The sequence below is a fragment of the Citrobacter sp. Cpo147 genome (assembly GCF_030332405.1).
In the GTDB taxonomy this organism is placed as follows: domain Bacteria; phylum Pseudomonadota; class Gammaproteobacteria; order Enterobacterales; family Enterobacteriaceae; genus Citrobacter; species Citrobacter portucalensis.
This window is the reverse complement of sequence record NZ_JAOWHX010000040.1, coordinates 1-24,235: the sequence shown is the minus strand read 5'-3', so window position 1 is coordinate 24,235 and position 24,235 is coordinate 1. Positions and strand designations below refer to the sequence as shown.

The following is a 24,235-nucleotide window of genomic DNA, read 5'->3' as shown; positions in this document are numbered from 1 at the left end:
GGGAGTTAATTATGCAAACGTGGTTAAACTTGCAGGGCAAAGTCATTATTGTTACCGGTGGTGCATCCGGAATTGGTCTGGCAATTGTCGAGGAGTTATTAGCGCAAGGCGCTAATGTGCAAATGGCAGATATTCATGGCGGAGAAGGTAAATACGATAGCCATGACGGGTATCATTTTTGGCCAACGGATATTTCCAGTGCCAAAGAGGTTAATCATACGGTCGCTGAAATTATCCAACGCTACGGACGTATTGATGGGCTGGTAAATAATGCTGGCGTTAATTTTCCGCGTCTGCTGGTCGATGAAAAAGCACCCGCCGGGCAATACGAACTCAACGAAGCTGCTTTTGAAAAAATGGTTAATATCAACCAGAAAGGTGTGTTCTTAATGTCGCAGGCAGCGGCACGCCAAATGGTAAAACAGCGTAACGGCGTGATTGTGAATGTCTCTTCTGAAAGCGGACTGGAAGGTTCTGAAGGTCAAAGCTGTTACGCCGCGACCAAAGCCGCATTGAATAGCTTTACCCGTTCCTGGTCGAAAGAGTTGGGCAAACACGGCATCCGTGTAGTTGGCATTGCACCTGGCATTCTGGAAAAAACCGGACTGCGGACCCCCGAGTATGAAGAAGCGCTGGCCTGGACCCGCAACATCACCGTCGAACAGCTGCGCGAGGGCTACACCAAGAACGCGATCCCGATTGGTCGTTCAGGACGCTTAAGCGAAGTCGCTGATTTTGTTTGTTATCTTTTATCTGAGCGTGCCAGTTACATCACCGGAGTAACCACTAACATTGCGGGCGGAAAAACGCGCGGCTAAGGAGATTTTATGGTCAATGCAATCTTCTGTGCTCACGGCAAACTGGCCTGCGCCATGCTGGAATCGGTACAGATGGTCTACGGTGATGCCAACGTTGAAGCCGTGGCATTTGTCCCCGGAGAGAACGCCAGCGATATTGTGGAAAAGCTAAAAAAGTTAGTAAGTATTCACACTGGCGATGAATGGCTGATTGCCGTCGATTTGCAGTGTGGCAGTCCCTGGAATGCCGCCGCGACGCTGGCGATGCACAATCCGGCGATACGGGTCATTAGCGGGTTATCACTGCCGTTGGCGCTGGAACTGGTAGACAACCAAAGCAATATGAATGTGGATGAACTGTGCGAACACCTGACGACCATTGCTCAACAAACCTGTGTCGTCTGGAAGCATCTGGAAACGGCCGAAGAGGATTTCTGATGAACATTACCCTTGCTCGTATTGATGACCGCCTGATCCACGGTCAGGTCACCACCGTCTGGTCGAAGGTGGCGAATGCCCAACGGATTATTATCTGTAATGACGACGTTTATAACGATGAAGTACGTCGCACATTATTACGTCAGGCCGCCCCACCGGGAATAAAAGTGAACGTCGTTAATATCGAAAAGGCGGTCGCGGTTTACCATAATCCGCAATACCAGAACGAAACCGTTTTTTATCTGTTTACCCGCCCACAGGATGCATTAGCAATGGTCAAGCAAGGCGTGAAAATCGCCACGTTAAATATTGGCGGCATGGCTTGGCGACCGGGTAAAAAACAATTAACTAAAGCCGTTTCTTTAGACAGTGACGACATTAATGCGTTTCGAGAATTAGCTAAACTGGGTGTCACGCTGGATTTACGCGTCGTCGCATCCGATCCATCTATTAATATTCTCGAAAAAATAGAAGAACAATCGTTCGCTGAATAAATAAAAATGCCTGTGTTCTTATGCTTTAACAGGCAGGGATGATCACATTCACAAGGTGACATATTATGGAAATAAGTACCCTACAAATTATCGCCATATTCCTATTTTCCTGTATTGCCGGAATGGGCAGCGTGCTGGATGAGTTCCAGACCCACCGTCCGCTAATTGCTTGTACCGTTATCGGCCTGATCCTTGGTGATTTAAAAACCGGGATTATGCTCGGCGGCACGCTGGAGTTAATCGCTCTTGGTTGGATGAACGTCGGCGCAGCGCAGTCTCCCGATTCGGCGCTCGCCAGTATTATCTCCGCCATTCTGGTTATCGTCGGTCAGCAAAGCATTGCTACCGGTATCGCCATCGCCCTGCCAGTCGCGGCGGCAGGTCAGGTACTAACTGTCTTTGCCCGTACCATCACCGTGGTGTTCCAGCACGCGGCGGATAAAGCAGCCGAAGACGCCCGCTTTCGCACCATCGACATGCTGCACGTTTCCGCTCTCGGCGTACAGGCGCTGCGCGTTGCCATTCCTGCATTAATCGTCTCGCTGTTTGTCAGCGCCGATATGGTCAGCAATATGCTCAACGCCATTCCGGAATTCGTCACCCGCGGATTGCAGATTGCCGGTGGCTTTATCGTGGTGGTCGGCTACGCCATGGTGCTGCGCATGATGGGCGTGAAGTACCTGATGCCCTTCTTCTTCCTCGGGTTTATCGCTGGGGGGTATCTCGATTTGAGCCTGCTGGCTTTCGGTGGGGTTGGCGTGATTATCGCGCTGGTCTACATCCAGTTGAACCCACAGTGGCGTAAAGCCGAACCGCAGGCGCAACCCGCCTCTTCTCAAGCTCTCGATCAGCTTGATGACTAATGGAGCCAGCCATGGAACAGAAAAAACTAACCAAATCCGACCTGTTTAGCATGTTTGTTCGCTCCAACCTACAACAGGCGTCATTCAACTTTGAACGCATTCATGGGCTGGGCTTTTGCTACGACATGATCCCTGCCATCAAGCGCCTGTATCCGCTGAAAGAGGACCAGGTTGCAGCACTCAAACGCCACCTGGTGTTTTTCAACACCACGCCTGCCGTGTGCGGCCCGGTGATTGGCGTGACCGCCGCGATGGAAGAAGCTCGCGCCAATGGTGCGGAAATTGACGACGGCGCCATCAACGGCATCAAAGTTGGGCTGATGGGCCCGCTGGCCGGTGTTGGCGACCCGTTGGTCTGGGGAACATTGCGCCCGATTACCGCCGCGCTCGGCGCATCGCTGGCGCTGTCCGGAAACATTCTCGGCCCACTATTATTCTTCTTTATTTTCAATTCAGTACGTCTTGCCATGAAGTGGTACGGCTTACAGCTTGGCTTTCGTAAAGGGGTCAATATCGTCAGCGACATGGGCGGCAACCTGCTGCAGAAACTGACCGAAGGCGCATCGATTCTCGGCCTGTTTGTCATGGGGGTGTTGGTCACCAAATGGACCAGCATCAACGTGCCGCTGGTGGTATCGCAAACGCCTGGCGCAGACGGCACCACCGTCACCATGACCGTGCAGAACATTCTCGACCAACTCTGCCCCGGCCTGCTGGCGCTGGGTCTGACGCTGCTGATGGTGCGTCTGCTTAACAAGAAAATTAATCCGGTATGGCTGATCTTCGCCCTGTTTGCGCTGGGGATTATCGGTAACGCGCTGGGTTTCCTGTCCTGATTTTTTCGCTCCGGCAATGCCGGGGCAACTTCAACAAATAGTCCTCGAAAGAGGAAGAGGTGGTAACAATGCAAACAACAACAGCTTTACGCCTTTATGGTAAACGCGATCTGCGCCTGGAAACCTTCGATCTTCCTGAAATGCAGGACGATGAAATTCTGGCCTCAGTCGTAACCGACAGCCTGTGCCTTTCTTCCTGGAAAGAGGCTAACCAGGGCGAGAACCACAAAAAGGTGCCGGACGATGTGGCCACCAACCCGATCATCATCGGTCACGAGTTTTGCGGCGATATTATTGCCGTGGGGAAAAAATGGCAGCATAAGTTTCAGCCCGGCCAGCGCTATGTCATTCAGGCTAACCTGCAACTGCCGGATCGCCCGGACTGCCCCGGCTACTCCTTCCCGTGGGTAGGCGGTGAAGCCACGCACGTTATCATTCCTGATGAAGTCATGGAGCAGGACTGCCTGTTGGCCTACGAAGGTGAAACCTATTTTGAAGGCTCGCTGGTTGAGCCGCTGTCCTGCGTGATTGGCGCATTCAACGCCAACTATCACCTACAGGAAGGTACTTATAACCACAAGATGGGCATTCGTCCGCAGGGGCGTACACTGATACTCGGCGGCACCGGGCCGATGGGACTACTGGCGATCGACTACGCGCTGCATGGTCCGGTTAACCCAGCGCTGCTGGTGGTGACCGACACCAATAACGACAAGCTGAGCTACGCCCGCAAGCACTATCCATCAGAACCACAAACGTTGATCCATTATCTCCACGCCCAGGATGCGAGTTATGACAGCTTGATGGCGCTGAGCGGCGGGCACGGGTTTGATGACATCTTTGTGTTTGTGCCCAATGAACAGCTGGTCACGCTGGCCTCTTCTTTGCTGGCTGCGGATGGTTGCATGAACTTCTTTGCCGGTCCGCAGGATAAGCAGTTTAGCGCGCCGATTAACTTCTACGACGTGCACTATGCCTTCACCCATTATGTTGGGACATCTGGCGGCAATACCGACGACATGCGCACGGCGGTAAAACTGATCGAAGAGAAGAAAGTTCAGGCGGCAAAAGTGGTGACGCACATTCTGGGATTGAATGCGGCAGGTGAAACAACGCTGGAACTGCCGCAAGTCGGTGGGGGTAAAAAACTGGTTTACACCGGAAAAGCATTGCCGTTAACTGCGCTCACCCAGATTGACGATCCGGCCTTGCGCGATATCCTGGAGCGTCATCAGGGGATCTGGTCGCAGGAAGCCGAACAGTACATATTGTCTCACGCCGAGGAGATTTAACATGATTAACCGCGACACCCAGTTGTGCATGTCGCTTGCCGGTCGCCCCGGCAACTTTGGCACACGCTTTCATAACTATCTGTATGAAAAGTTAGGGTTAAATTTTATCTACAAAGCCTTTACTACGCAGGATATTGAGGCCGCAGTGAAAGGCGTTCGCGCACTCGGGATTCGCGGCTGTGCGGTCTCTATGCCGTTTAAAGAGAGTTGCATGCCGTTTCTGGATGCCATCGATCCTTCCGCAAAAGTCATTGATTCCGTCAACACCATTGTCAATGACAACGGTACGCTGACAGGATTTAACACCGACTACATTGCGGTAAAAAGCCTGATTACCAGCCACCAGCTTGATAACCACGCACGCGTCATGATCCGCGGCAGCGGTGGAATGGGTAAAGCTGTCATTGCTGCATTTCGCGATGCCGGTTTTCGCGATGTGATCGTCGCCGCCCGTAACCGGGAGAGCGGTCCGGCGCTGGCACAACAGTACGGTTTCCAGTGGCAACCGCAGCCGGAAGGGATTACCTGCGATATTCTGGTCAACGTGACGCCCGTCGGCATGGCTGGCGGTAAAGAGAGCGATGAACTGGCCTACAGCGAAGCGATGGTCGCTGCCGCCAGCGTGGTGTTTGACGTCGTCGCCCTGCCGCCGGAAACACCGGTAATCAAACTGGCACAGCAATTAGGTAAAAAGACCATCAGCGGTGCAGAGGTGATTGCCTTACAGGCCGTGGAGCAGTTCGCCATGTACACCGGCGTACGCCCGGATGACGCGCTAATCGCCGAAGCGGCAGAATTTGCTCGGGCGGGGTAAAGAAGCAGGAACAGAGCGCCAGGGATGGGCGCTCTGTCTATTTTAGGTACTATGCAACAGCGAACAGTTGCTGGTCAGCTTTCGCTTCCAACTGCGCCAGCGCGGGAATCAATTGGCTGATGTTGACCAGACTGTGTCCTAACTGGCATATGCTCTCATACGCAAAATGTTCCTGACCTTCACCCGCCATGGTCAGCAGGCTTTCGCCCATAAAATTCAGCGTCTGGTACAACCCTGCCAGCGCCTCTTCACAGCCAAACGATAGCGCCAGATTTTCTTCGGTAGTGAGATGGCTACAATCAAGATGGTGGAACGCCTCGGCGAGTGGAAAATAAAGCAGATCGGCTTGCGGAATGGGAGAAGAAGACGCAAAACAGGCGTTAGTAGTACTATTAGCATCAACCATAGCATTACCTCGTATAATGTTGTGGTAAGACGCCCTGATCGTGTTCCCGCACTTTCGGGGCGTTGTCATTTTGGGTGTGTGAGAGTAATGTGTCATCACACATACTCACACTACTCTTGTGTAATTAAGGTGTCAACACACATGAACGAAAGAAGAGGCAATCCCCCGTTTCAATTCCGTCTGGATCCGGAACTGCGCAAAGCGATGGAAGAAGCACAACGGCAGGATGGCGATGAATCATTGGCAGCCTGGATTAAACGTGTGATTAGAAAAGAGCTGAAACAGAAAGGAATTGAAGTGTAACAGGCAGTAGTTTATATCGCTTTTCTGAAGGTCTGTTTAGAGCGAACAGCGGAAGTTGACTGTTCCGGGATGAACATTGATGTTGTCGTGATTCAATGCCTCCTTTAATGACATAAGTGTAAAATGAGATTATTTTCATCAAGCATGATTTACTTAACTCCATGAGAATTCAATGAATAAAATTATAATTGCTGCAGTCATTCTTTCCTCTGTACTTCTGGGGGGGTGTGCATCGGTTCCTCTGGCCAGTAATGCTGAAAACGAGACGGCTAAGTCTTTCCCAGTCCCGGAAAATGGCAAAGCCGGTCTATACGTTTACAGAGACAGCTTTGTCGGTAAAGCGTTAAAAAAGGATGTTTATCTTGACGGACGTTGTCTTGGTGAAACGGCTGACAGAGTCTTTTTCTATCAGCAAATATCGACCAGCCAACCACATACGCTGGGAACTGAATCCGAGTTTTCACCAAATAATCTGACACTCAATGTCACGTCCGGGAAAAACTACTTTGTTCGCCAATACATCAAAATGGGCGTTTTTGTTGGTGGCGCTGGACTTGAGCAAGTTTCCGAAAACGAAGGTATCCGCGTCCTTTCTAAACCTGAAGTTAAGTTAGCAGTGCCAGGTCATTGCGATAACTGACCGGCGGAAATTTAATATCCAGCCTGCATCAGGGCTGGATATCATTCGCTGCTCGGTTTGACTATATGGTTAAGAATTTACGGGCACATTTTCCACTTTATCTTTTTTGGCTTTCGAATTATCAGCCGCCTTTTGTTTCTGGCTGGAGGAGCATTTTAGGTCAACTGTGCTTTCTCCAACCTACATGCCGGAGAGTTCGCTTTGTGGTCAGAATTTGTACACCACCAGTGATTGGTTGGTGATTTTAACAATGCTCGTCTTAGTGCTCAATTGTTCCCAGGAACGGCTATAAACAACTGACAAGCAATGCCGGGGTTTAGCGCTTTATGACCCCTCGGCAACTTCCGCTCCTGGCACAAAGCCGCTCCTATCCCCTGTTATCGTTTCTCGTATCAACCGCAGCATCCTGAAAAACTATCTATTATTGCGAGGCACTTTCCTGTTTCTTCCACCCAACATTTCCCCTTACTCCCCATTTTTTTACTCTCTGGTCTCAACTTGTCAATTCATAATGTAGTTTATAAAATACATGGAACGTCATCATGGAAATTCTTCAGACAATGGTTTTCCGGCGTTGGGAGCAAAACCTACGGGACAGGAGAGCTAAAACGCTCATTGCCACACGCCTTTTTCGTTTGGCTAATGGTTTATCTGGTGATGTAAAACCTGTTGGGGAAGGCGTCAGCGAAATGCGCATTTCTTACGGTCCTGGCTACAGGATTTACTTTAAACAGCAAGGCTGCCGCATCATCATTTTGTTATGTGGGGGCGATAAAAGCTCACAAGCCAACGATATTACTCTTGCAAAAATGCTTGCCCGTTCACTGGATTATCAGGAGGTCTTCCGCCATGAATAAACTTACTCACTACGATCCCGCGACTGCGCTGGTTGATGATGAAGAAATTGCCGTGTTTATGGCCGATGCCCTCGAAACAGGTGATGCAGCATACATTGCAAAAGCACTGGGCGTGGTGGCTCGTGCTAAGGGTATGGCGAACATCGCAGCAGAAACGGGATTATCCCGCGAGCAGCTTTATCGCTCTTTTAGTGAGAAAGGTAACCCGACGCTGAAAACCACACTTGCAGTGATGAAGGTGCTCGGTATTGAATTGACACTTAAAAAATAGCCTCAGCTTCTATCTCCCCCTTCCAACATCGTGAGCCATATCAGTAAGGCGTTAGCCTGATAGTGGTAGCATTAGCGCGGTTTGTAATTTTCTGATTACATGGAGAAATGATGGAACTGCTTTTATTGAGTAACTCGACGCTGCCGGGCAAAGGCTGGATGGAACATGCGCTGCCGCTGATTGCTGAACAACTGAATGGTCGCCGTACGGCGGTGTTTATTCCGTTCGCTGGCGTGACGCAAACCTGGGATGAGTACACGGCGAAAACGGCAGCCATCTTTGCGCCAATGGGCGTCAAAGTTACGGGTATTCATACCGTTGCCGACCCGATTGCCGCTATTGAAAACGCAGAGCTGGTGATTGTCGGCGGGGGTAATACCTTCCAGTTACTGAAAGAAAGCCGCGAACGCGGACTGCTGGCGCCGATTGTGGATGTCGTCAAACGCGGTGCGCTGTACATTGGCTGGAGCGCAGGTTCCAACCTCGCCTGCCAGACCATCCGCACCACCAACGACATGCCGATTGTTGATCCAAAAGGCTTTGATGCGCTCGGTCTGTTCCCGCTGCAAATTAACCCACACTTCACCAACGCGCTGCCGGAAGGCCACAAAGGCGAAACGCGTGAACAGCGTATCCGCGAGCTGCTGGTTGTGGCACCAGAGCTGACGGTGATTGGCTTGCCGGAAGGTAACTGGATCAAAGTGAGTAACGGTCAATCCGTGCTTGGCGGCCCGAACACCACGTATATCTTCAAAGCGGGTGAAGAGGCGGCTGCCGTTGAAGCAGGCCACTGCTTTTAGTTGATTTATTGTCTGATGCCGGATGCGGCTTCGCCTTATCCGGCCTACAAAGTAAACGACAACATTGCCGGATGGCGGCATAAATGCCTTATCCGGCCTACCGCTTCACCTCACTCAAAAATCATCCCGCCCATCGTCTTCATCCGGCTGTTCCAGCACGCTGTAAGCCACGGAGCAAAACAGCGAGTTCAGACGCTGCATATCGCCCAACAGCGCCAGGTGCAACGAGCTGGTCTCGATGCTCTGCACGTTCTGCTGATGCAGACGGTCAACGTGCGCATGCGAATAACGACGATTGAGAATACGGAAGCGGTGCTTGCTGCGGCGCAGACGACGGGCACTGGTCACATCTCCTGAGAAGAACACCGACATCGCCAGCTGCAGATTGCTGAGCAACTGATCGTAGAGCGCATCCAGTTCTTTCAGCCCTTCGACAGAGAATGCCCGGCGGGCGGCCAGCGACTTATCGGCTATCTCGCTGCCCATACGTTCGACAATATCGGAAGCCTGCTCAAGGTTGAGCGACATTTCGATAATCTCCGCCCAACGGCGCGATTCCTCTTCCGCCAGCTCATCCTTTGGCATCCGCGCCAGATAGAGCTTAATTGCCGTGTACAGCACGTTAATGTCGTCCGCCATCCTGCGCAGCTCTTTTTCTTCACGCGGCTCGCCGTGCATCACCTTCTTCAGCCCGTCCATCATCTGCTCCATCGCGTCGCCGATACGCAGGGCTTCACGGGCGGCATTGGCCAGAGCGAGCGTCGGCGTATCCAGCGCGCTGACGTCCAGATGTTTGGGTTTAAGATGTGCATCCAGCTCCGGCTCATCGCGGATGATGCGCTTACAAAAACGCGCCATCGGTTCGGCGAACGGCACCATCGCCACGCAGCGCACCAGGTTGTAGAAGACGTGGAAGTAGATAACCAGTTCAGATTTCGGCAGCGGCAGTTCATCCATCAGATTGGCCAGCGGATGAACAAACGGCAGGATAATCAGGCTCCCCACCAGCTTAAACAGCAGGCTACCGAGCGCCACACGACGTGCTGCGGCGTTAGCGGCGCTGTTATTCAACATCGCCAGCAGGCCGGACCCGAGGTTGGCACCAATCACCAGACACAACGCCACCGGGAACGAGATAATACCTGCCGCGGTCAGCGTGGCCGTCAGCAGCACCGCCGCCAGGCTGGAGTAACTGATAATCGCAAACATGGCGCCAATCAGCGCATCGAGCATAATATCGCCGGTGAGCGAGGCAAAAATAACCTGTACCCCATTCGCCTGGGTGATCGGCGTTACCGCCTGCACAATCAGCTCCAGCGCCAGCAAAATCAACCCCAGTCCAATACCAACCCGCCCCAGTTGCCCCACGCGGGACTGCTTACGACCGAGAAAGAAGATCACGCCGATAAAAATCAGCAGTGGCGACAGCCAGGAGAGATCGAAGGTCAGGATACGCGCCATCAGCGCGGTCCCCACGTCGGCGCCGAGCACTATGACCAGCGCAGGGGTGAGCGCCACGAGATCTTGTGCAACAAACGAGGTCACCAGCATGGTGGTGGCGTTGCTGCTTTGCACCAGCGCCGTTACGCCGATACCTGCACAAAAGGCGAGCGGCTTCTTTTCAACGCTACGGCTGAGCACGGTACGCAAGCGGGCGCCAAAGACGCGCATCACGCCGGTACGCACAATATGCGTACCCCAAACCAGCATCGCGACGGCAGAAAGCAGGTGTAACAGAGTTAACACGGAATCAGGTTCTCCTTATTTTTATGGTTTTTTGAGGCTCATTTGCCTGATGGCGCTGCGCTTATCAGGCCTACAAATCATCCCTATGTAGGCCGGATAAGGCGTTTACGCCGCCATCCGGCAACGGCCCCCTTTCAGTATAAGGGTTTAAACGTAATAAAGAGACAGGGCACTCATTGAGCGCCCTGTTTGTTGTAAAGAAAGATGACAGTTTTGTGAATCAGTCGGCGTCATAGCCGAGGTTCGGCGCTAACCAGCGCTCCACTTCTGCCACGCTCATGCCTTTACGGAAGGCATAATCTTCAACCTGATCGCGCTGGATTTGCGCCACGGCGTAGTACTTGCTGTCCGGATGACTGAAATACCAGCCGGAGACCGACGCGCCTGGCCACATGGCGAAAGATTCGGTGAGTTTCATCCCGGTGTGCGCTTCCACATCCAGCAGCTCCCAGATGGTGGCTTTTTCGGTGTGTTCCGGACACGCCGGATAACCCGGTGCCGGGCGAATCCCCTGGTAGTTTTCGCGGATTAGCTCCTCGTTACTGAGATTCTCATTCGCCGCATAGCCCCAGTAGACTTTACGCACGCGCTCATGCAGATATTCTGCGAACGCTTCCGCCAGACGGTCAGCGATCGCTTTCACCATGATCTTGTTGTAGTCGTCATGCTGGGCTTCGAAGGCATCCGCCAGCGCATCTTCCTCCAGACCACCGGTCACCGCGAAAGCACCGATGTAATCCGCTTTGCCGCTCAGTTTCGGCGCAACAAAGTCAGACAGGCAGTAGTTGGCGAAACCGACTTTTTCCGTCTGCTGGCGTAGGTGATGACTCACGTTGATAACGTGCGTACGCGTCTCGTCACGGTAAATCTCGATGTCGTCACCCACGCGGTTGGCCGGGAATAACCCCACCACGCCGCGCGGATTCAGGGTCTTCTCAGCGCTGAGTTTATCCAGCATGTCGTTGGCGTCTTTGAACAGGCGCTTCGCCTCTTCTCCTACCACCTCATCTTCAAGAATGCGCGGATATTTCCCGGCCAGCGACCAGGTCATAAAGAACGGCGTCCAGTCGATGTAATTGCGCAGAGTTTCGATGCTGGCTTCCACTTCCTGCACGCCCAGACGGTGCGCCACCGGCGGCGTGTAGTTTTCCCAGTCGAAGGCCAGATCGTTGTCGCGGGCAGCCTGTAACGTTACTGGCGGGGTACGCGGTTTCTTACGCGCATGCTGGATACGCACGGTTTCGTACTCTTTACGCGTACGGGCGACAAAGTCATCGCGCTGGGTGTCAGAGAGCAGCGCAGCCACCACGCCAACGGTACGCGAGGCGTTCTGCACGTACACCGTCGGGCCGCTGTAGTTCTGCTCAATTTTCACCGCCGTGTGCGCTTTTGAGGTGGTCGCACCGCCAATCAGCAGCGGAATAGTGAATCCCTGACGCTCCATCTCTTTCGCCACGTTGACCATTTCATCCAGCGACGGGGTAATCAGCCCGGAAAGGCCTATCAAGTCGGCATTCACTTCACGCGCCGTTCTGAGGATTTTCTCCGCTGGCACCATCACGCCAAGATCGACGATTTCGTAGTTGTTACATTGCAGCACCACGCCAACAATGTTTTTGCCGATATCGTGCACATCGCCCTTCACGGTCGCGATGACCATTTTACCGTTGCTGGAGCCTTTCTCTTTGCTGGCCTCAATGTACGGTTCGAGGTACGCCACCGCCTGCTTCATCACGCGGGCGGATTTCACCACCTGCGGCAGGAACATTTTGCCTTCGCCGAACAGATCGCCAACGACGTTCATGCCGTCCATCAGCGGTCCTTCAATAACTTCGATCGGACGCGCTGCCTGCTGGCGCGCTTCCTCAGTATCCAGCTCAATAAACTCGGTAATGCCTTTCACCAGCGAGTATTCGAGGCGTTTTTTCACGTCCCAGGTGCGCCATTCCGCCATCTGGGCATTCGCCGTATCGTCAGTTTTGCTGCCGCGATATTTCTCTGCCAGCTCCAGCAGTCGTTCGGTGCCATCGTCACGACGGTTGAGGATCACATCTTCAACCGCATCGCGCAGCTCGGCGGGCAGGTCGTCATAAATTGCCAGCTGTCCGGCGTTGACGATCCCCATGTCCATGCCGTTGCGAATGGCGTAGTAGAGGAATACCGCGTGAATGGCTTCACGTACCGGGTCGTTGCCACGGAACGAGAATGAAACGTTAGAAACGCCGCCGGAGATCAGCGCGTGCGGCAGTTCGCGTTTGATGTCTTCACACGCGCCGATAAAGTCCTGCGCGTAGTTGTTGTGCTCATCAATACCGGTCGCGACAGCAAAGATGTTCGGGTCGAAGATGATGTCTTCCGGCGGGAAGCCCACCTCTTCGGTAAGAATTTTGTACGCCCGACGGCAGATTTCGATTTTACGTGCGCGGGTGTCGGCCTGCCCTTGCTCGTCAAAGGCCATCACCACCACCGCGGCACCGTAGCGACGCAGCAGCTTCGCATGATGGATAAAGGTCTCAACCCCCTCTTTCATCGAGATGGAGTTAACGATGCCTTTACCCTGAATGCACTTCAGGCCTTTCTCGATGACGTCCCATTTCGAGGAGTCGATCATAATCGGCACGCGGGCGATATCCGGCTCACCGGCGATCAGGTTGAGGAAACGCACCATTGCCGCTTCGGCATCGAGCATCCCCTCATCCATGTTGATATCGATGATCTGCGCGCCGCTTTCCACCTGCTGACGGGCGACGTCCAGCGCTTCGCTGTATTTCTCTTCTTTGATCAGGCGTTTAAACTTCGCCGAACCGGTGACGTTGGTACGCTCGCCGACGTTTACAAACAGGCTGTCGTCGCCGATGTTCAGCGGCTCAAGGCCGGAAAGGCGGCAGGCAACCGGGATTTCCGGCAAGCGGCGCGGCGGTAAGCCATCCACCGCGCGGCTCATGGCGGCGATATGTTCCGGCGTGGTGCCGCAGCAGCCGCCGACGATATTCAGGAAACCGGCCTCAGCCCACTCGCGAATCTGCGTCGCCATGGTATCGGCGTCGAGATCGTATTCACCAAAGGCGTTCGGCAGACCGGCGTTCGGGTGCGCAGTCACATAGCATTCGGCAATGCGTGACAGTTCCTGCACGTACTGGCGCAGCTCGTCCGGACCTAACGCGCAGTTCAGACCGAAGGTCAGCGCATCGGCGTGGCGCAGGGAGTTGTAGAATGCTTCGGTAGTCTGGCCGGAAAGCGTACGGCCGGAAGCGTCGGTGATGGTGCCGGAGAGCATAATCGGCAGCTCAACGCCCAGCGCTTCGAATTCAGTTTTAACCGCGAAAATAGCGGCTTTGGCGTTCAGAGTATCGAAGACGGTTTCAATCAGGATCAGGTCACTGCCGCCTTCCACCAGCGCTTTGGTGGATTCACGGTAGGCGGCCACCAACTGATCAAAGGTAATGTTGCGGTAAGCCGGGTCGTTAACATCAGGCGAGATAGACGCCGTACGGTTCGTTGGGCCGAGCACGCCCGCGACGTAGCGCGGTTTTTCCGGCGTGCGCGCCGTCCATTCGTCAGCCGCCGCACGCGCCAGTTTGGCTGCCGCAAAGTTGATTTCCGCCGACAGGGATTCCATCTGGTAATCCGCCATGGCGATAGTCGTCGAGTTAAAGGTGTTGGTTTCGATGATATCCGCGCCCGCCTCAAAGTAGGCGTTATGGATGGCGGCAATCACCTCCGGTTTGCTGAGCACCAACAGGTCGTTGTTACCTTTCAGATCGCACGGCCAGTCGGCAAAGCGTTCGCCGCGGAAATCCTCTTCGCTCAGACGATATCCCTGGATCATGGTGCCCATACCGCCGTCCAGCACCAGAATACGTTCATTTAACTGCTGACGTAATTGTTCTACTTTGCTGCTCACACTCGCTCCCGACAACGCTCAACCAGACCGAAAAAAACTCAACAGGTCATACTGGCACAAACCTGAGAGGCGGAAAAGAGAACAACGGCCAACATGAGACATGTTCAGCTTCACTCATCCGATCAGTACAGGAATTCTTGCATTATAATTGAATAAAACGAAAATGATTTCCACGATACAGAAAAGGAGTCTGCCATGGTAGCCACTGTCCCCGCGAAACGCGGTAGAAAACCCGCCGTCGCTACTGCGCCTGCAACCGGGCAGGTTCAGTCTCTGACCCGCGGTCTGAAGCTGCTGGAGTGGATTGCGGAATCCAACGGCAGCGTGGCGTTGACCGAGCTGGCGCAGCAGGCTGGCCTGCCAAACTCCACGACTCACCGTTTGCTGACCACCATGCAGCAGCAGGGTTTTGTCCGTCAGGTGGGTGAATTAGGCCACTGGGCCGTAGGTGCGCATGCGTTCATCGTCGGCAGCAGCTTTTTGCAAAGCCGTAATCTGCTGGCGATTGTCCATCCGATCCTGCGCAAGCTGATGGAAGATTCCGGTGAGACGGTAAACCTGGCCGTGCTGGATCAAAGCGATCATCAGGCCATTATTATCGACCAGGTGCAGTGCACCCAACTGATGCGCATGTCCGCGCCTATCGGCGGCAAGCTGCCGATGCACGCCTCCGGTGCGGGTAAGGCGTTTTTATCCCAACTGAGCGAAGAACAAGTGACTGGCCTGCTGCACCGTAAAGGCCTGCATGCTTATACACACGCCACGCTGGTGTCGCCAGTGCATCTGAAAGAGGATTTGGCCCAGACGCGCAAGCGCGGCTATTCCTTTGATGATGAGGAACATGCGCTGGGTCTGCGCTGCGTGGCGTCGTGCATTTATGACGAGCACCGCGAGCCGTTCGCTGCGATTTCCATTTCCGGACCCATTTCGCGTATTACCGACGATCGCGTGACCGAGTTTGGCGCCATGGCGATCAAAGCGGCGAAAGAAGTAACGCTGGCGTACGGCGGATTTCGCTAAGATGGGGTTGCCGGGTGGCAGCTACGCCTTACCCGGCCTGCTATCTAAGGTTAGGGCAGATTTGTAGGCCTGATAAGCGTAGCGCATCAGGCACGGCGCACATTGCCGGATGGCGGCGCAAGTGCCTTATCCGGCCTACGGTCGGTTTCATAACGCACGCTGAACCGCTGCCGACGCCGGTAGGCGTAAACATCTTCCACGTGACCGTTTTTGATGCGCGTCTGTAGGCCGCGCCAGTAGTCAGCGCTGAACAGGTCAGCGTGCATCTCTTCAAATAGTGGCCCTATACGCGGGTCGGCACATAGCCAGTGACGAAACTCTTCCGGGAAGACATCTCCCGGCGATACGCTGTACCACGGCTCAGCGCTCATCTCATCTTCCGGGTAGCGTGGCGGCGGGATATGGCGGAAATTCACCTCCGTCATGTAGCAGATTTCATCGTAGTCGTAGAATACCACGCGCCCGTGACGGGTCACGCCGAAGTTCTTAAACAGCATATCGCCGGGGAAAATATTGGCGGCGGCCAGCTGACGAATGGCGTTGCCGTACTCTTCAATGGCATCGCGCAGTTGCTGACCTTCGACCTGCTCCAGCCAGATATTCAGCGGCACCATCCGTCGTTCAATATACAGATGGCGAATGACGATCTGATCGCCGAGATCGGTAATTTTTTCCGGGGCTTCCTGCAATAACAGCGCCATCAGCGCCGGATCGATTTGCCGTTTCTCCAGCACAAAATTCTCGAATTCCTGGGTGTCAGCCATCCGCCCAACACGATCGTGTTCTTTGACCAGTTGATAGCAGGCGCGGACGTGGGCGGCAGACATCTCTTTTTGCGGGGCAAATTTGTCTTTGATGATTTTAAACACCCGGTCAAAACCCGGCAGCGTAAACACCAACATCACCATGCCGCGGATCCCAGGCGCTTCAATAAACTGCTCATCGCAATGGGCAAGATAGAGCAGATATTCGCGGTAACTTTCGGTCTTCGCGTGTTTCTGACAGCCAATCGCCATGTACAGTTCGGCGGTGGTTTTACCGGGCAGGATCTCGCGCAGCCACTCCACCAGCGCCGCGGGCAAAGGGGCGTAAACCATAAAATAGGAGCGGGCGAAGCCAAACACAATACTCGCCTCCGCCGTCGTGGTCAGACAGGTATCGACAAACAATTCGCCTTCATCAGTCCGGTGGATTGGCAGTAAAAACGGTAGCGTCCCCGAAGGAGTAATCAACTTACCGACCAGCCAGGCAGCCTTATTGCGATAAAACAGTTCGTTCGCCACCTGTAAATGGCAACCCGACAACACATCCGCTCCCAGGGTTTCGGTCAGGTGTTCGATGATGTAGTGGATATCACGATGTTTGTTCTGCCACGGCAGACGCAGGGGCAGATCGCTAAGGACGCGTGTCAGCAGCCACTCCCAGCCGGTATCCGGAAAAAAGTCTTTCGCCAGCGGACGTGGGATCGTGCGAAAACGGCGCTCTGGCTGAGAACTGAAAATAAACAGCCGCTCGGGAGTCAGCGAGCGGTGGTCAAATAACCGACAGTAAACGGAGTTAAAGAAACTCTCCGCAATCTCGAAGCGCGGGTAATCCGGCAGTAGCCGGGTGTAATGCTCTTTCACGCGAAGTAAAAAATCCGCGTCGGTACTTTTGCCGTCAGTAATGCAGCGCAACTGCTCCACCACCAGACCCACGTGATGATCGTAAAGGTGAATACGGCTTTTCATCGCCTGTTGAACCGCATGCCAGTCAGCATGTTCAAAACGCTGCTGCGCGCCGGAGGTGACTTCCAGAAAACGCCCGTACTGGGCGTCGAAACCTTGCAAGATAGTCTGAGCAATCAGTAATTCCAGGCCACGCGTCATCAATGTCTCCCATCCGGCACAACGTCATGCCGGATGGCGCGTTCGCTTATCCGGCCTACATCCCTTCGTAGGCCCGGTAAGCGCAGCGCCACCGGCGCATTAATCAAAACTGCGATTCTTCGGTCGAGCCGGTCAGCGCGGTCACCGAGGAAGCTCCGCCCTGAATGATGGTGGTGACTTTATCGAAGTAACCTGTGCCCACTTCCTGCTGATGGGAGACGAAGGTGTAACCGTCTTTAGCTGCCGCAAATTCTGGCTGCTGAACCTTCTCAACATAGTGGCGCATGCCTTCACCCTGCGCATAGGAGTGCGCGAGGTCGAACATGTTGAACCACATGCTGTGGATACCCGCCAGGGTAATGAACTGGTATTTGTAACCCATATCCGACAGCTGCTGCTGGAAGCTGGCGATGGTTTTGTCATCCAGGTTTTTCTGCCAGTTAAACGACGGCGAACAGTTGTAAGCCAGCAGTTTGCCAGGGTATTTCGCATGGATCGCATCGGCAAATCGCTTCGCCAGCTCAAGGTCCGGCGTGGAGGTTTCACACCACACCAGATCCGCATACGGTGCGTAGGCCAGGCCACGACTGATCGCCTGCTCAATACCCGCATGCGTACGGTAGAACCCTTCGCTGGTACGTTCGCCAGTGATGAACTCGCTGTCGTATGGGTCGCAATCAGACGTAATCAGATCGGCTGCGTCAGCATCGGTACGTGCAATCACCAGCGTCGGCACACCCATGACGTCGGCTGCCAGACGGGCGGCCACCAGTTTCTGGATAGCTTCCTGAGTCGGAACCAGCACTTTGCCGCCCATGTGACCACATTTTTTCACCGATGCGAGCTGATCTTCGAAGTGAACGGCCGCTGCACCAGCCTCAATCATCGATTTCATCAGTTCAAACGCGTTCAGTACGCCGCCAAACCCTGCTTCCGCATCGGCAACGATCGGCAGGAAGTAATCGACATAGCGAGGATCGTTCGGCTCAATACCGGTTGACCATTGGATCTGATCGGCGCGACGGAATGTGTTGTTGATCCGATCAACCACCGCCGGGACGGAGTTCGCCGGATACAGCGATTGGTCCGGGTACATGCTGGATGCCAGGTTGGCATCTGCCGCCACCTGCCAGCCTGAAAGGTAGACCGCTTCAATACCGGCCTTCGCCTGCTGCAGCGCCTGACCACCGGTCAGCGCGCCGAGGCTGTTGATATAACCTTTCTTCGATTCGCCGTGCAGCAGACGCCACATTTTCGCCGCGCCAAGCTGCGCCAGCGTGCATTCCGGGTTGACCGAGCCACGTAATTTCACCACTTCCTCCGCGCTATATGGACGGGTGATGCCTTCCCAGCGCGGTTGAGTCCATTCTTTCTGTAATTCTTCGATTTGTTGAGTACGGGTTTTCATGTGCAGATGCTCCATATTGTTATGTGGTGAATTACGCCAGCAGGCGGTAGCCTGGCAGGGTCAAGAAATCGATCAGTTCATCAGAGGTAGTGATTTGCTCCATCAGGCGCGCAGCATCGTCAAAACGCCCGCTGCTGTAGCGGTGTTCGCCCAGCTCGTCCTGGATCACCAGCATCTCTTCGGCCAGCATCTGACGGAACAGCGGTTTGGTAACCGGCTTGCCGTTGCTGAGCGTCTTCTCGTGGTGGATCCACTGCCAGATGGAGGTACGGGAGATTTCGGCGGTGGCCGCGTCTTCCATCAGACCGTAAATCGGTACGCAGCCGTTACCGGAGATCCACGCTTCGATGTACTGCACCGCGACACGGATATTGGCGCGCATGCCTTCTTCAGTACGCTCACCTTCACAAGGTGCCAGCAGTTGCTCTGCGGTAATCGGGGCATCTTCTTCACGGGTCACGAACAGCTGATTTTTGTTTTCACCGAGTACGTCGTTGAACACCGCCATAGCGGTATCGGCCAGTCCCGGATGGGCAATCCATGTGCCGTCATGACCGTTATTCGCTTCCAGTGCTTTGTCCGCTTTTACCTTGGTCAAAACCTGGTTGTTACGTTCCGCATCTTTGCTGGGAATGAACGCTGCCATGCCGCCCATCGCGAATGCGCCACGTTTATGACAGGTTTTAATCAGCAGACGCGAATAGGCGCTGAGGAATGGTTTATCCATCGTCACCACCTGACGGTCCGGCAGCACGCGATCCGGGTGGTTCTTCAGTGTTTTGATATAGCTAAAAATGTAGTCCCAACGACCGCAGTTCAGACCCACAATGTGGTCACGCAGGGCGTGCAGAATTTCGTCCATCTGGAAGACGGCAGGCAGCGTTTCAATCAGCAGGGTCGCTTTAATGGTGCCGCGCGGCAGGTTAAAGCGGTCCTCTGCATAGCTGAACACTTCGCTCCACCATGCCGCTTCTTGCCAGGCCTGCGTTTTTGGCAGATAGAAATAAGGGCCGCTGCCTTTCGCCAGCAACGTTTTGTAGTTGTGGAAGAAATAGAGGGCAAAGTCGAACAGGCTGCCCGGGATAGATTCGCCACGCCAGGTGACGTGTTTTTCCGGCAGATGCAGACCACGAACGCGACATACCAACAGAGCCGGATTAGGCTTGAGCTGATAAATTTTACCCGCTTCGTTGGTGTAGCTAATGGTGCCATTGACCGCATCGCGCAGGTTGATCTGCCCGTCGATAACTTTGCTCCACTCAGGAGCCAGTGAATCTTCGAAGTCAGCCATAAAGACTTTGACGTTCGCGTTCAGCGCGTTGATGACCATCTTGCGCTCAACGGGTCCGGTGATCTCTACGCGGCGATCCAGTAAATCATCAGGAATTCCGCGAATTTTCCAGTTACCTTCACGAATGGAAGCTGTTTCCGAAATAAAATCAGGCAACTTACCGTCATCAATATCCTGCTGCTGCTGGATACGTGCAGCCAGAAGTTTATTCCGTTTTGGCGTAAATCTTGTCACCAGTTCAGTCAGAAACTCCACAGCTTCAGCGGTCAGAATTTGCTGTTCCTGTTCGCCACGCGGCCTGGTAAAGACCAGTTCATCGGTTGTCGTTGCCTGTTGATTCATTGAGTAGTTCCTCGTCATTGATCCAAACACATCCCCAATGCGAACGAAGGATCGTTGTGCGCTTTTCGTTCAGCACAACTAAGACTACTCATTTAAATTTCAAAATCAAAAACAATTTCCATTTTTAATTTAATTATCAATTAACCTATTGATAACAATATAAATAAAATTTAATTACACGATGAGGTGCGTTTCGGAAATAAAAAAGGCACCCGAAGGTGCCTGATTCAATATGCTGAAACGCTTAAGGATCGTCTGCTACAGAAGATTAATCCAGCGTTGGATTCATGTGACGCAGATCATATGGCGTGATCTGGTAGACGTAATAGTTGAGCCAGTTGGTAAACAACAAATTACCGTGGCTACGCCAGGTTGCCCGCGGTTTGTTTTGCGGGTCATCTTTCGGGAAATAGTTATAGGGTACTTCCGGCGATAAGCCCGCTTCGACGTCACGAAAATATTCGCTGCCGAGTGTATGGTCGTCATACTCAGGATGACCCGTCACGAAGGCGATACGTTTGTCTTTGCTGGCAAACAGGTAGGCATCTCCCTCTTCGGTTTCAGCAAAGATCTCGAGATCGGTGTAGTCGCGAATAAGCGCTGCAGGGAAATCAGCATAGCGGGAATGCGGGGCCAGGAACGCATCATCGAATCCACGCGTCAGAAGCGCATGAGGGTGCAGAATATGGTGCTCATAGACGCCTGAGAGTTTGTCCGTGCGGGTTTGCTTGGGAATTCCGTACAGGATATTCAACGCGGCCTGCACCGCCCAACAGACAAATAGCGTCGAGGTAACGTGATCTTTGGCCCATTCAAGTACTTGCTTAATCTGCGGCCAGTAAGCCACATCATTAAATTCAACCAGGCCCAACGGCGCGCCGGTCACGATCAATCCGTCAAAGTTCTGATCGCAGATATCCTCGAAATTACAGTAGAAGTTATTCAGATGCTCCGTTGGGGTGTTGCGTGACTCGCGGGCATCGATGCGCAATAGCTGAACATCAACCTGCAGCGGTGAGTTAGACAGTAAGCGCAGGAACTGGTTTTCCGTTTCAATCTTCTTGGGCATCAGGTTGAGGATGAGCACCTTCAGTGGACGAATTTCCTGACCGGAAGCGCGGGATGTCGTCATCACGAAGACGTTTTCCTCACGCAAAAAATTGACGGCGGGTAGCTCGTCCTGCACGCGAATTGGCATAACCTGATAACCTCACAACATACGTTTAAACGTTTAGACATCCAGATAGCTGAAGATACCCAGGAATCATGCGAATGTCGAGCCTGCATCCTCAAGTTGAGAAAGTTTCACGGCTCCTTGCTGTAGAATAGTGCAGTAAAGAAAAAAGGAGAATGCTATGAACCTTACCATTCGTCGTTCGCGTCAGGACGAAGGAGATAAGTTAGTTTCTATTTGGTGTCGCTCAGTAGATGCCACGCACCATTTCCTCTCTGCGGATTATCGGATTGAGCTGGAGGAGCTGGTACGTTCATTTTTACCAGAAGCCCCTCTGTGGGTTGCAGTGACAGAACAGGATGAGCCCGTCGCCTTTATGCTCCTGACCGACCAGCATATAGATGCTTTGTTTGTCGATCCGGATGTGCGTGGTAGTGGCGTTGGTAAACTGCTGATTGAACATGCTTTATCAATGAGTTCAACGCTAACAACCAATGTTAACGAGCAGAATGAGCAGGCGGTTGGATTCTATAAGAAGATGGGATTTAGCGTGACGGGACGTACAGAGGTGGACGATCTCGGACGACCGTACCCGTTACTCAACCTCGTACGAGGGTAGCAGGACTAGCTTTTGTAGGCCGGATAAGGCGATACGCCGCATCCGGCAGTGTGCAGACGTGTTGCCTGATGCGCTGCGCTTATCAGGCCTACAAAATGCGTTCAGCCCGGCCCCTGCAGGCCGGATAAGGCGGCACGCCGCATCCGGCGGTTTTCATCCCGCACAGACGCAAAAAAGCCCATCCGGCAGGATGGGCTTCTTCACTTTAATTAATGCCTGGCAGTTCCCTACTCTCGCATGGGGAGACCCCACACTACCATCGGCGCTACGGCGTTTCACTTCTGAGTTCGGCATGGGGTCAGGTGGGACCACCGCGCTACAGCCGCCAGGCAAATTCTGTTTATCAACACGCTTTTGCATGTCAATCTAATCTGTAATCAGGCTGAATATTGTCTCTGTCTTTCGCCAAAACATCTTCGGCGTTGTAAGGTTAAGCCTCACGGTTCATTAGTATCGGTTAGCTCAATGTATCGCTACACTTACACACCCGACCTATCAACGTCGTCGTCTTCAACGTTCCTTCAGGACTCTCAAGGAGTCAGGGAGAACTCATCTCGGGGCAAGTTTCGTGCTTAGATGCTTTCAGCACTTATCTCTTCCGCATTTAGCTACCGGGCAATGCCATTGGCATGACAACCCGAACACCAGTGATGCGTCCACTCCGGTCCTCTCGTACTAGGAGCAGCCCCCCTCAATTCTCCAGCGCCCACGGCAGATAGGGACCGAACTGTCTCACGACGTTCTAAACCCAGCTCGCGTACCACTTTAAATGGCGAACAGCCATACCCTTGGGACCTACTTCAGCCCCAGGATGTGATGAGCCGACATCGAGGTGCCAAACACCGCCGTCGATATGAACTCTTGGGCGGTATCAGCCTGTTATCCCCGGAGTACCTTTTATCCGTTGAGCGATGGCCCTTCCATTCAGAACCACCGGATCACTAAGACCTGCTTTCGCACCTGCTCGAGCCGTCACTCTCGCAGTCAAGCTAGCTTATGCCTTTGCACTAACCTCCTGATGTCCGACCAGGATTAGCTAACCTTCGTGCTCCTCCGTTACTCTTTAGGAGGAGACCGCCCCAGTCAAACTACCCACCAGACACTGTCCGCAACCCGGATCACGGGTCTACGTTAGAACACCAGCCATTAAAGGGTGGTATTTCAAGGATGGCTCCATGCAGACTGGCGTCCACACTTCAAAGCCTCCCACCTATCCTACACATCAAGGACCAGTGTTCAGTGTCAAGCTATAGTAAAGGTTCACGGGGTCTTTCCGTCTTGCCGCGGGTACACTGCATCTTCACAGCGAGTTCAATTTCACTGAGTCTCGGGTGGAGACAGCCTGGCCATCATTACGCCATTCGTGCAGGTCGGAACTTACCCGACAAGGAATTTCGCTACCTTAGGACCGTTATAGTTACGGCCGCCGTTTACCGGGGCTTCGATCAAGAGCTTCTCCTTACGGATAACCCCATCAATTAACCTTCCGGCACCGGGCAGGCGTCACACCGTATACGTCCACTTTCGTGTTTGCACAGTGCTGTGTTTTTAATAAACAGTTGCAGCCAGCTGGTATCTTCGACTGATTTCAGCTCCATGAGTAAATCACTTCACCTACATATCAGCGTGCCTTCTCCCGAAGTTACGGCACCATTTTGCCTAGTTCCTTCACCCGAGTTCTCTCAAGCGCCTTGGTATTCTCTACCTGACCACCTGTGTCGGTTTGGGGTACGATTTCGTGTTACCTGATGCTTAGAGGCTTTTCCTGGAAGCAGGGCATTTGTTACTTCAGCACCGTAGTGCCTCGTCATCACACCTCAGCGTTAAAAGAAGTCCGGATTTACCTAAACTTCCCGCCTACATGCTTAAACCGGGACAACCGTCGCCCGGCTAACATAGCCTTCTCCGTCCCCCCTTCGCAGTAACACCAAGTACAGGAATATTAACCTGTTTCCCATCGACTACGCCTTTCGGCCTCGCCTTAGGGGTCGACTCACCCTGCCCCGATTAACGTTGGACAGGAACCCTTGGTCTTCCGGCGTGCGGGTTTTT

Annotated in this window: 21 protein-coding genes and 2 rRNA genes; 14 read left to right on the top strand and 9 right to left on the bottom strand. The window is 53.5% G+C overall.

The features are described 5' to 3' along the window. The first annotated feature begins 11 nt into the window (after positions 1–11). The 7 genes from OGY06_RS20205 (at position 12) to OGY06_RS20175 (ending at position 5,534) form a co-directional block, all read left to right on the top strand. Complete coding sequence (locus OGY06_RS20205) at positions 12–818, top strand: SDR family oxidoreductase (protein WP_008786899.1); 807 nt, start codon at positions 12–14, stop codon at positions 816–818. Between the two features lie 9 nt (positions 819–827). Beyond that, positions 828–1,235 (top strand): mannose/fructose/sorbose PTS transporter subunit IIA, encoded by a 408-nt coding sequence (locus OGY06_RS20200; protein WP_063941214.1) that lies wholly within the window; start codon positions 828–830, stop codon positions 1,233–1,235. Further along, positions 1,235–1,729: a PTS sugar transporter subunit IIB gene (locus tag OGY06_RS20195; protein ID WP_003826529.1), complete on the top strand. Its 495-nt coding sequence runs from the start codon at positions 1,235–1,237 to the stop codon at positions 1,727–1,729. The genes OGY06_RS20200 and OGY06_RS20195 overlap by 1 nt, the downstream gene beginning before the upstream one ends. 65 nt (positions 1,730–1,794) lie before the next feature. Beyond that, on the top strand, positions 1,795–2,592 hold the full coding sequence (locus OGY06_RS20190) for a PTS mannose/fructose/sorbose transporter subunit IIC (RefSeq protein ID WP_003826527.1): 798 nt from the start codon (positions 1,795–1,797) through the stop codon (positions 2,590–2,592). An 11-nt stretch (positions 2,593–2,603) separates the two neighbouring features. After that, entirely contained in the window at positions 2,604–3,428 is an 825-nt protein-coding gene (locus OGY06_RS20185) for a PTS system mannose/fructose/sorbose family transporter subunit IID (protein WP_218667698.1), read from the top strand. Positions 3,429–3,496: 68 nt separating this feature from the next. Then, on the top strand, positions 3,497–4,720 hold the full coding sequence (sorE, locus tag OGY06_RS20180) for an L-sorbose 1-phosphate reductase (RefSeq protein WP_267397792.1): 1,224 nt from the start codon (positions 3,497–3,499) through the stop codon (positions 4,718–4,720). 1 nt (position 4,721) lies between these two features. Continuing rightward, positions 4,722–5,534 (top strand): shikimate 5-dehydrogenase, encoded by an 813-nt coding sequence (locus OGY06_RS20175; protein ID WP_286605907.1) that lies wholly within the window; start codon positions 4,722–4,724, stop codon positions 5,532–5,534. A gap of 49 nt (positions 5,535–5,583) precedes the next feature. Here the strand turns inward: OGY06_RS20175 and OGY06_RS20170 are convergent, their stop codons facing one another. Continuing rightward, positions 5,584–5,940 carry a hypothetical protein gene (locus OGY06_RS20170; protein WP_286605906.1) on the bottom strand — a complete coding sequence of 119 codons (357 nt, stop codon included), beginning with the start codon at positions 5,938–5,940 and terminating at the stop codon, positions 5,584–5,586. A gap of 141 nt (positions 5,941–6,081) precedes the next feature. Between OGY06_RS20170 and OGY06_RS20165 the strand changes: the two genes are divergently transcribed. The 5 genes from OGY06_RS20165 to pepE all read left to right on the top strand — a co-directional run bounded on the left by OGY06_RS20165 (position 6,082) and on the right by pepE (position 8,811). Continuing rightward, positions 6,082–6,243 carry a phage protein gene (locus tag OGY06_RS20165; protein ID WP_003841416.1) on the top strand — a complete coding sequence of 54 codons (162 nt, stop codon included), beginning with the start codon at positions 6,082–6,084 and terminating at the stop codon, positions 6,241–6,243. Positions 6,244–6,415: 172 nt separating this feature from the next. Next, on the top strand, positions 6,416–6,883 hold the full coding sequence (locus OGY06_RS20160; RefSeq protein ID WP_258893357.1) for a DUF2846 domain-containing protein: 468 nt from the start codon (positions 6,416–6,418) through the stop codon (positions 6,881–6,883). A 539-nt stretch (positions 6,884–7,422) separates the two neighbouring features. Beyond that, complete coding sequence (locus OGY06_RS20155) at positions 7,423–7,740, top strand: type II toxin-antitoxin system RelE/ParE family toxin (RefSeq protein ID WP_063941209.1); 318 nt, start codon at positions 7,423–7,425, stop codon at positions 7,738–7,740. Further along, positions 7,733–8,011, top strand: coding sequence for an addiction module antidote protein (locus tag OGY06_RS20150; protein WP_032942057.1), 279 nt, complete (start codon positions 7,733–7,735; stop codon positions 8,009–8,011). The genes OGY06_RS20155 and OGY06_RS20150 overlap by 8 nt, the downstream gene beginning before the upstream one ends. Positions 8,012–8,121: 110 nt before the next feature. Beyond that, positions 8,122–8,811 carry a dipeptidase PepE gene (gene pepE, locus OGY06_RS20145; protein ID WP_218667728.1) on the top strand — a complete coding sequence of 230 codons (690 nt, stop codon included), beginning with the start codon at positions 8,122–8,124 and terminating at the stop codon, positions 8,809–8,811. A gap of 114 nt (positions 8,812–8,925) precedes the next feature. On the opposite strand, the gene OGY06_RS20140 is transcribed toward pepE, so the two are convergent. Both OGY06_RS20140 and metH read right to left on the bottom strand, forming a co-directional pair. Next, positions 8,926–10,557: a Na/Pi cotransporter family protein gene (locus tag OGY06_RS20140; RefSeq protein WP_003826514.1), complete on the bottom strand. Its 1,632-nt coding sequence runs from the start codon at positions 10,555–10,557 to the stop codon at positions 8,926–8,928. 220 nt (positions 10,558–10,777) lie between these two features. Then, positions 10,778–14,461 carry a methionine synthase gene (gene metH / locus OGY06_RS20135; RefSeq protein ID WP_003826511.1) on the bottom strand — a complete coding sequence of 1,228 codons (3,684 nt, stop codon included), beginning with the start codon at positions 14,459–14,461 and terminating at the stop codon, positions 10,778–10,780. Between the two features lie 195 nt (positions 14,462–14,656). On the opposite strand from metH, the gene iclR reads away from it, so the two are divergent. After that, entirely contained in the window at positions 14,657–15,481 is an 825-nt protein-coding gene (iclR, locus tag OGY06_RS20130; protein ID WP_063941206.1) for a glyoxylate bypass operon transcriptional repressor IclR, read from the top strand. Positions 15,482–15,567: 86 nt separating this feature from the next. Here the strand turns inward: iclR and aceK are convergent, their stop codons facing one another. The 4 genes from aceK to metA form a co-directional block, all read right to left on the bottom strand. After that, the gene (aceK, locus tag OGY06_RS20125; protein WP_003826508.1) at positions 15,568–17,349 is read right to left on the bottom strand and encodes a bifunctional isocitrate dehydrogenase kinase/phosphatase; all 1,782 of its coding nucleotides are present in this window, start codon (positions 17,347–17,349) and stop codon (positions 15,568–15,570) included. Between the two features lie 103 nt (positions 17,350–17,452). Next, positions 17,453–18,757, bottom strand: coding sequence for an isocitrate lyase (aceA, locus tag OGY06_RS20120; protein ID WP_003826506.1), 1,305 nt, complete (start codon positions 18,755–18,757; stop codon positions 17,453–17,455). A 31-nt stretch (positions 18,758–18,788) separates the two neighbouring features. Next, positions 18,789–20,390, bottom strand: a complete 1,602-nt coding sequence (gene aceB / locus OGY06_RS20115; RefSeq protein WP_032942053.1) for a malate synthase A — start codon at positions 20,388–20,390, stop codon at positions 18,789–18,791. Between the two features lie 268 nt (positions 20,391–20,658). Beyond that, the gene (gene metA, locus OGY06_RS20110; protein WP_003826503.1) at positions 20,659–21,588 is read right to left on the bottom strand and encodes a homoserine O-acetyltransferase MetA; all 930 of its coding nucleotides are present in this window, start codon (positions 21,586–21,588) and stop codon (positions 20,659–20,661) included. Positions 21,589–21,745: 157 nt separating this feature from the next. Here metA and OGY06_RS20105 point away from each other — a divergent pair, with 157 nt between their 5' ends. Continuing rightward, positions 21,746–22,183: an acetyltransferase gene (locus OGY06_RS20105; protein WP_003826501.1), complete on the top strand. Its 438-nt coding sequence runs from the start codon at positions 21,746–21,748 to the stop codon at positions 22,181–22,183. A 214-nt stretch (positions 22,184–22,397) separates the two neighbouring features. Here OGY06_RS20105 and rrf read toward each other — a convergent pair. Together rrf and OGY06_RS20095 are read right to left on the bottom strand one after the other, a co-directional pair. After that, positions 22,398–22,513, bottom strand: a 5S ribosomal RNA gene (rrf, locus tag OGY06_RS20100). A gap of 96 nt (positions 22,514–22,609) precedes the next feature. Then, a 23S ribosomal RNA gene (locus OGY06_RS20095) occupies positions 22,610–24,235 on the bottom strand; the annotation flags it as partial.

Coding starts and splice junctions, on each gene's coding strand:
- OGY06_RS20205 (WP_008786899.1), top strand. CDS start 12: ATGCAAACGTGGTTAAACTTGCAGGGCAAAGTCATTATTGTTACCGGT.
- OGY06_RS20200 (WP_063941214.1), top strand. CDS start 828: ATGGTCAATGCAATCTTCTGTGCTCACGGCAAACTGGCCTGCGCCATG.
- OGY06_RS20195 (WP_003826529.1), top strand. CDS start 1,235: ATGAACATTACCCTTGCTCGTATTGATGACCGCCTGATCCACGGTCAG.
- OGY06_RS20190 (WP_003826527.1), top strand. CDS start 1,795: ATGGAAATAAGTACCCTACAAATTATCGCCATATTCCTATTTTCCTGT.
- OGY06_RS20185 (WP_218667698.1), top strand. CDS start 2,604: ATGGAACAGAAAAAACTAACCAAATCCGACCTGTTTAGCATGTTTGTT.
- sorE (WP_267397792.1), top strand. CDS start 3,497: ATGCAAACAACAACAGCTTTACGCCTTTATGGTAAACGCGATCTGCGC.
- OGY06_RS20175 (WP_286605907.1), top strand. CDS start 4,722: ATGATTAACCGCGACACCCAGTTGTGCATGTCGCTTGCCGGTCGCCCC.
- OGY06_RS20170 (WP_286605906.1), bottom strand. CDS start 5,940: ATGGTTGATGCTAATAGTACTACTAACGCCTGTTTTGCGTCTTCTTCT.
- OGY06_RS20165 (WP_003841416.1), top strand. CDS start 6,082: ATGAACGAAAGAAGAGGCAATCCCCCGTTTCAATTCCGTCTGGATCCG.
- OGY06_RS20160 (WP_258893357.1), top strand. CDS start 6,416: ATGAATAAAATTATAATTGCTGCAGTCATTCTTTCCTCTGTACTTCTG.
- OGY06_RS20150 (WP_032942057.1), top strand. CDS start 7,733: ATGAATAAACTTACTCACTACGATCCCGCGACTGCGCTGGTTGATGAT.
- pepE (WP_218667728.1), top strand. CDS start 8,122: ATGGAACTGCTTTTATTGAGTAACTCGACGCTGCCGGGCAAAGGCTGG.
- iclR (WP_063941206.1), top strand. CDS start 14,657: ATGGTAGCCACTGTCCCCGCGAAACGCGGTAGAAAACCCGCCGTCGCT.
- aceK (WP_003826508.1), bottom strand. CDS start 17,349: ATGACGCGTGGCCTGGAATTACTGATTGCTCAGACTATCTTGCAAGGT.
- aceA (WP_003826506.1), bottom strand. CDS start 18,757: ATGAAAACCCGTACTCAACAAATCGAAGAATTACAGAAAGAATGGACT.
- aceB (WP_032942053.1), bottom strand. CDS start 20,390: ATGAATCAACAGGCAACGACAACCGATGAACTGGTCTTTACCAGGCCG.
- metA (WP_003826503.1), bottom strand. CDS start 21,588: ATGCCAATTCGCGTGCAGGACGAGCTACCCGCCGTCAATTTTTTGCGT.
- OGY06_RS20105 (WP_003826501.1), top strand. CDS start 21,746: ATGAACCTTACCATTCGTCGTTCGCGTCAGGACGAAGGAGATAAGTTA.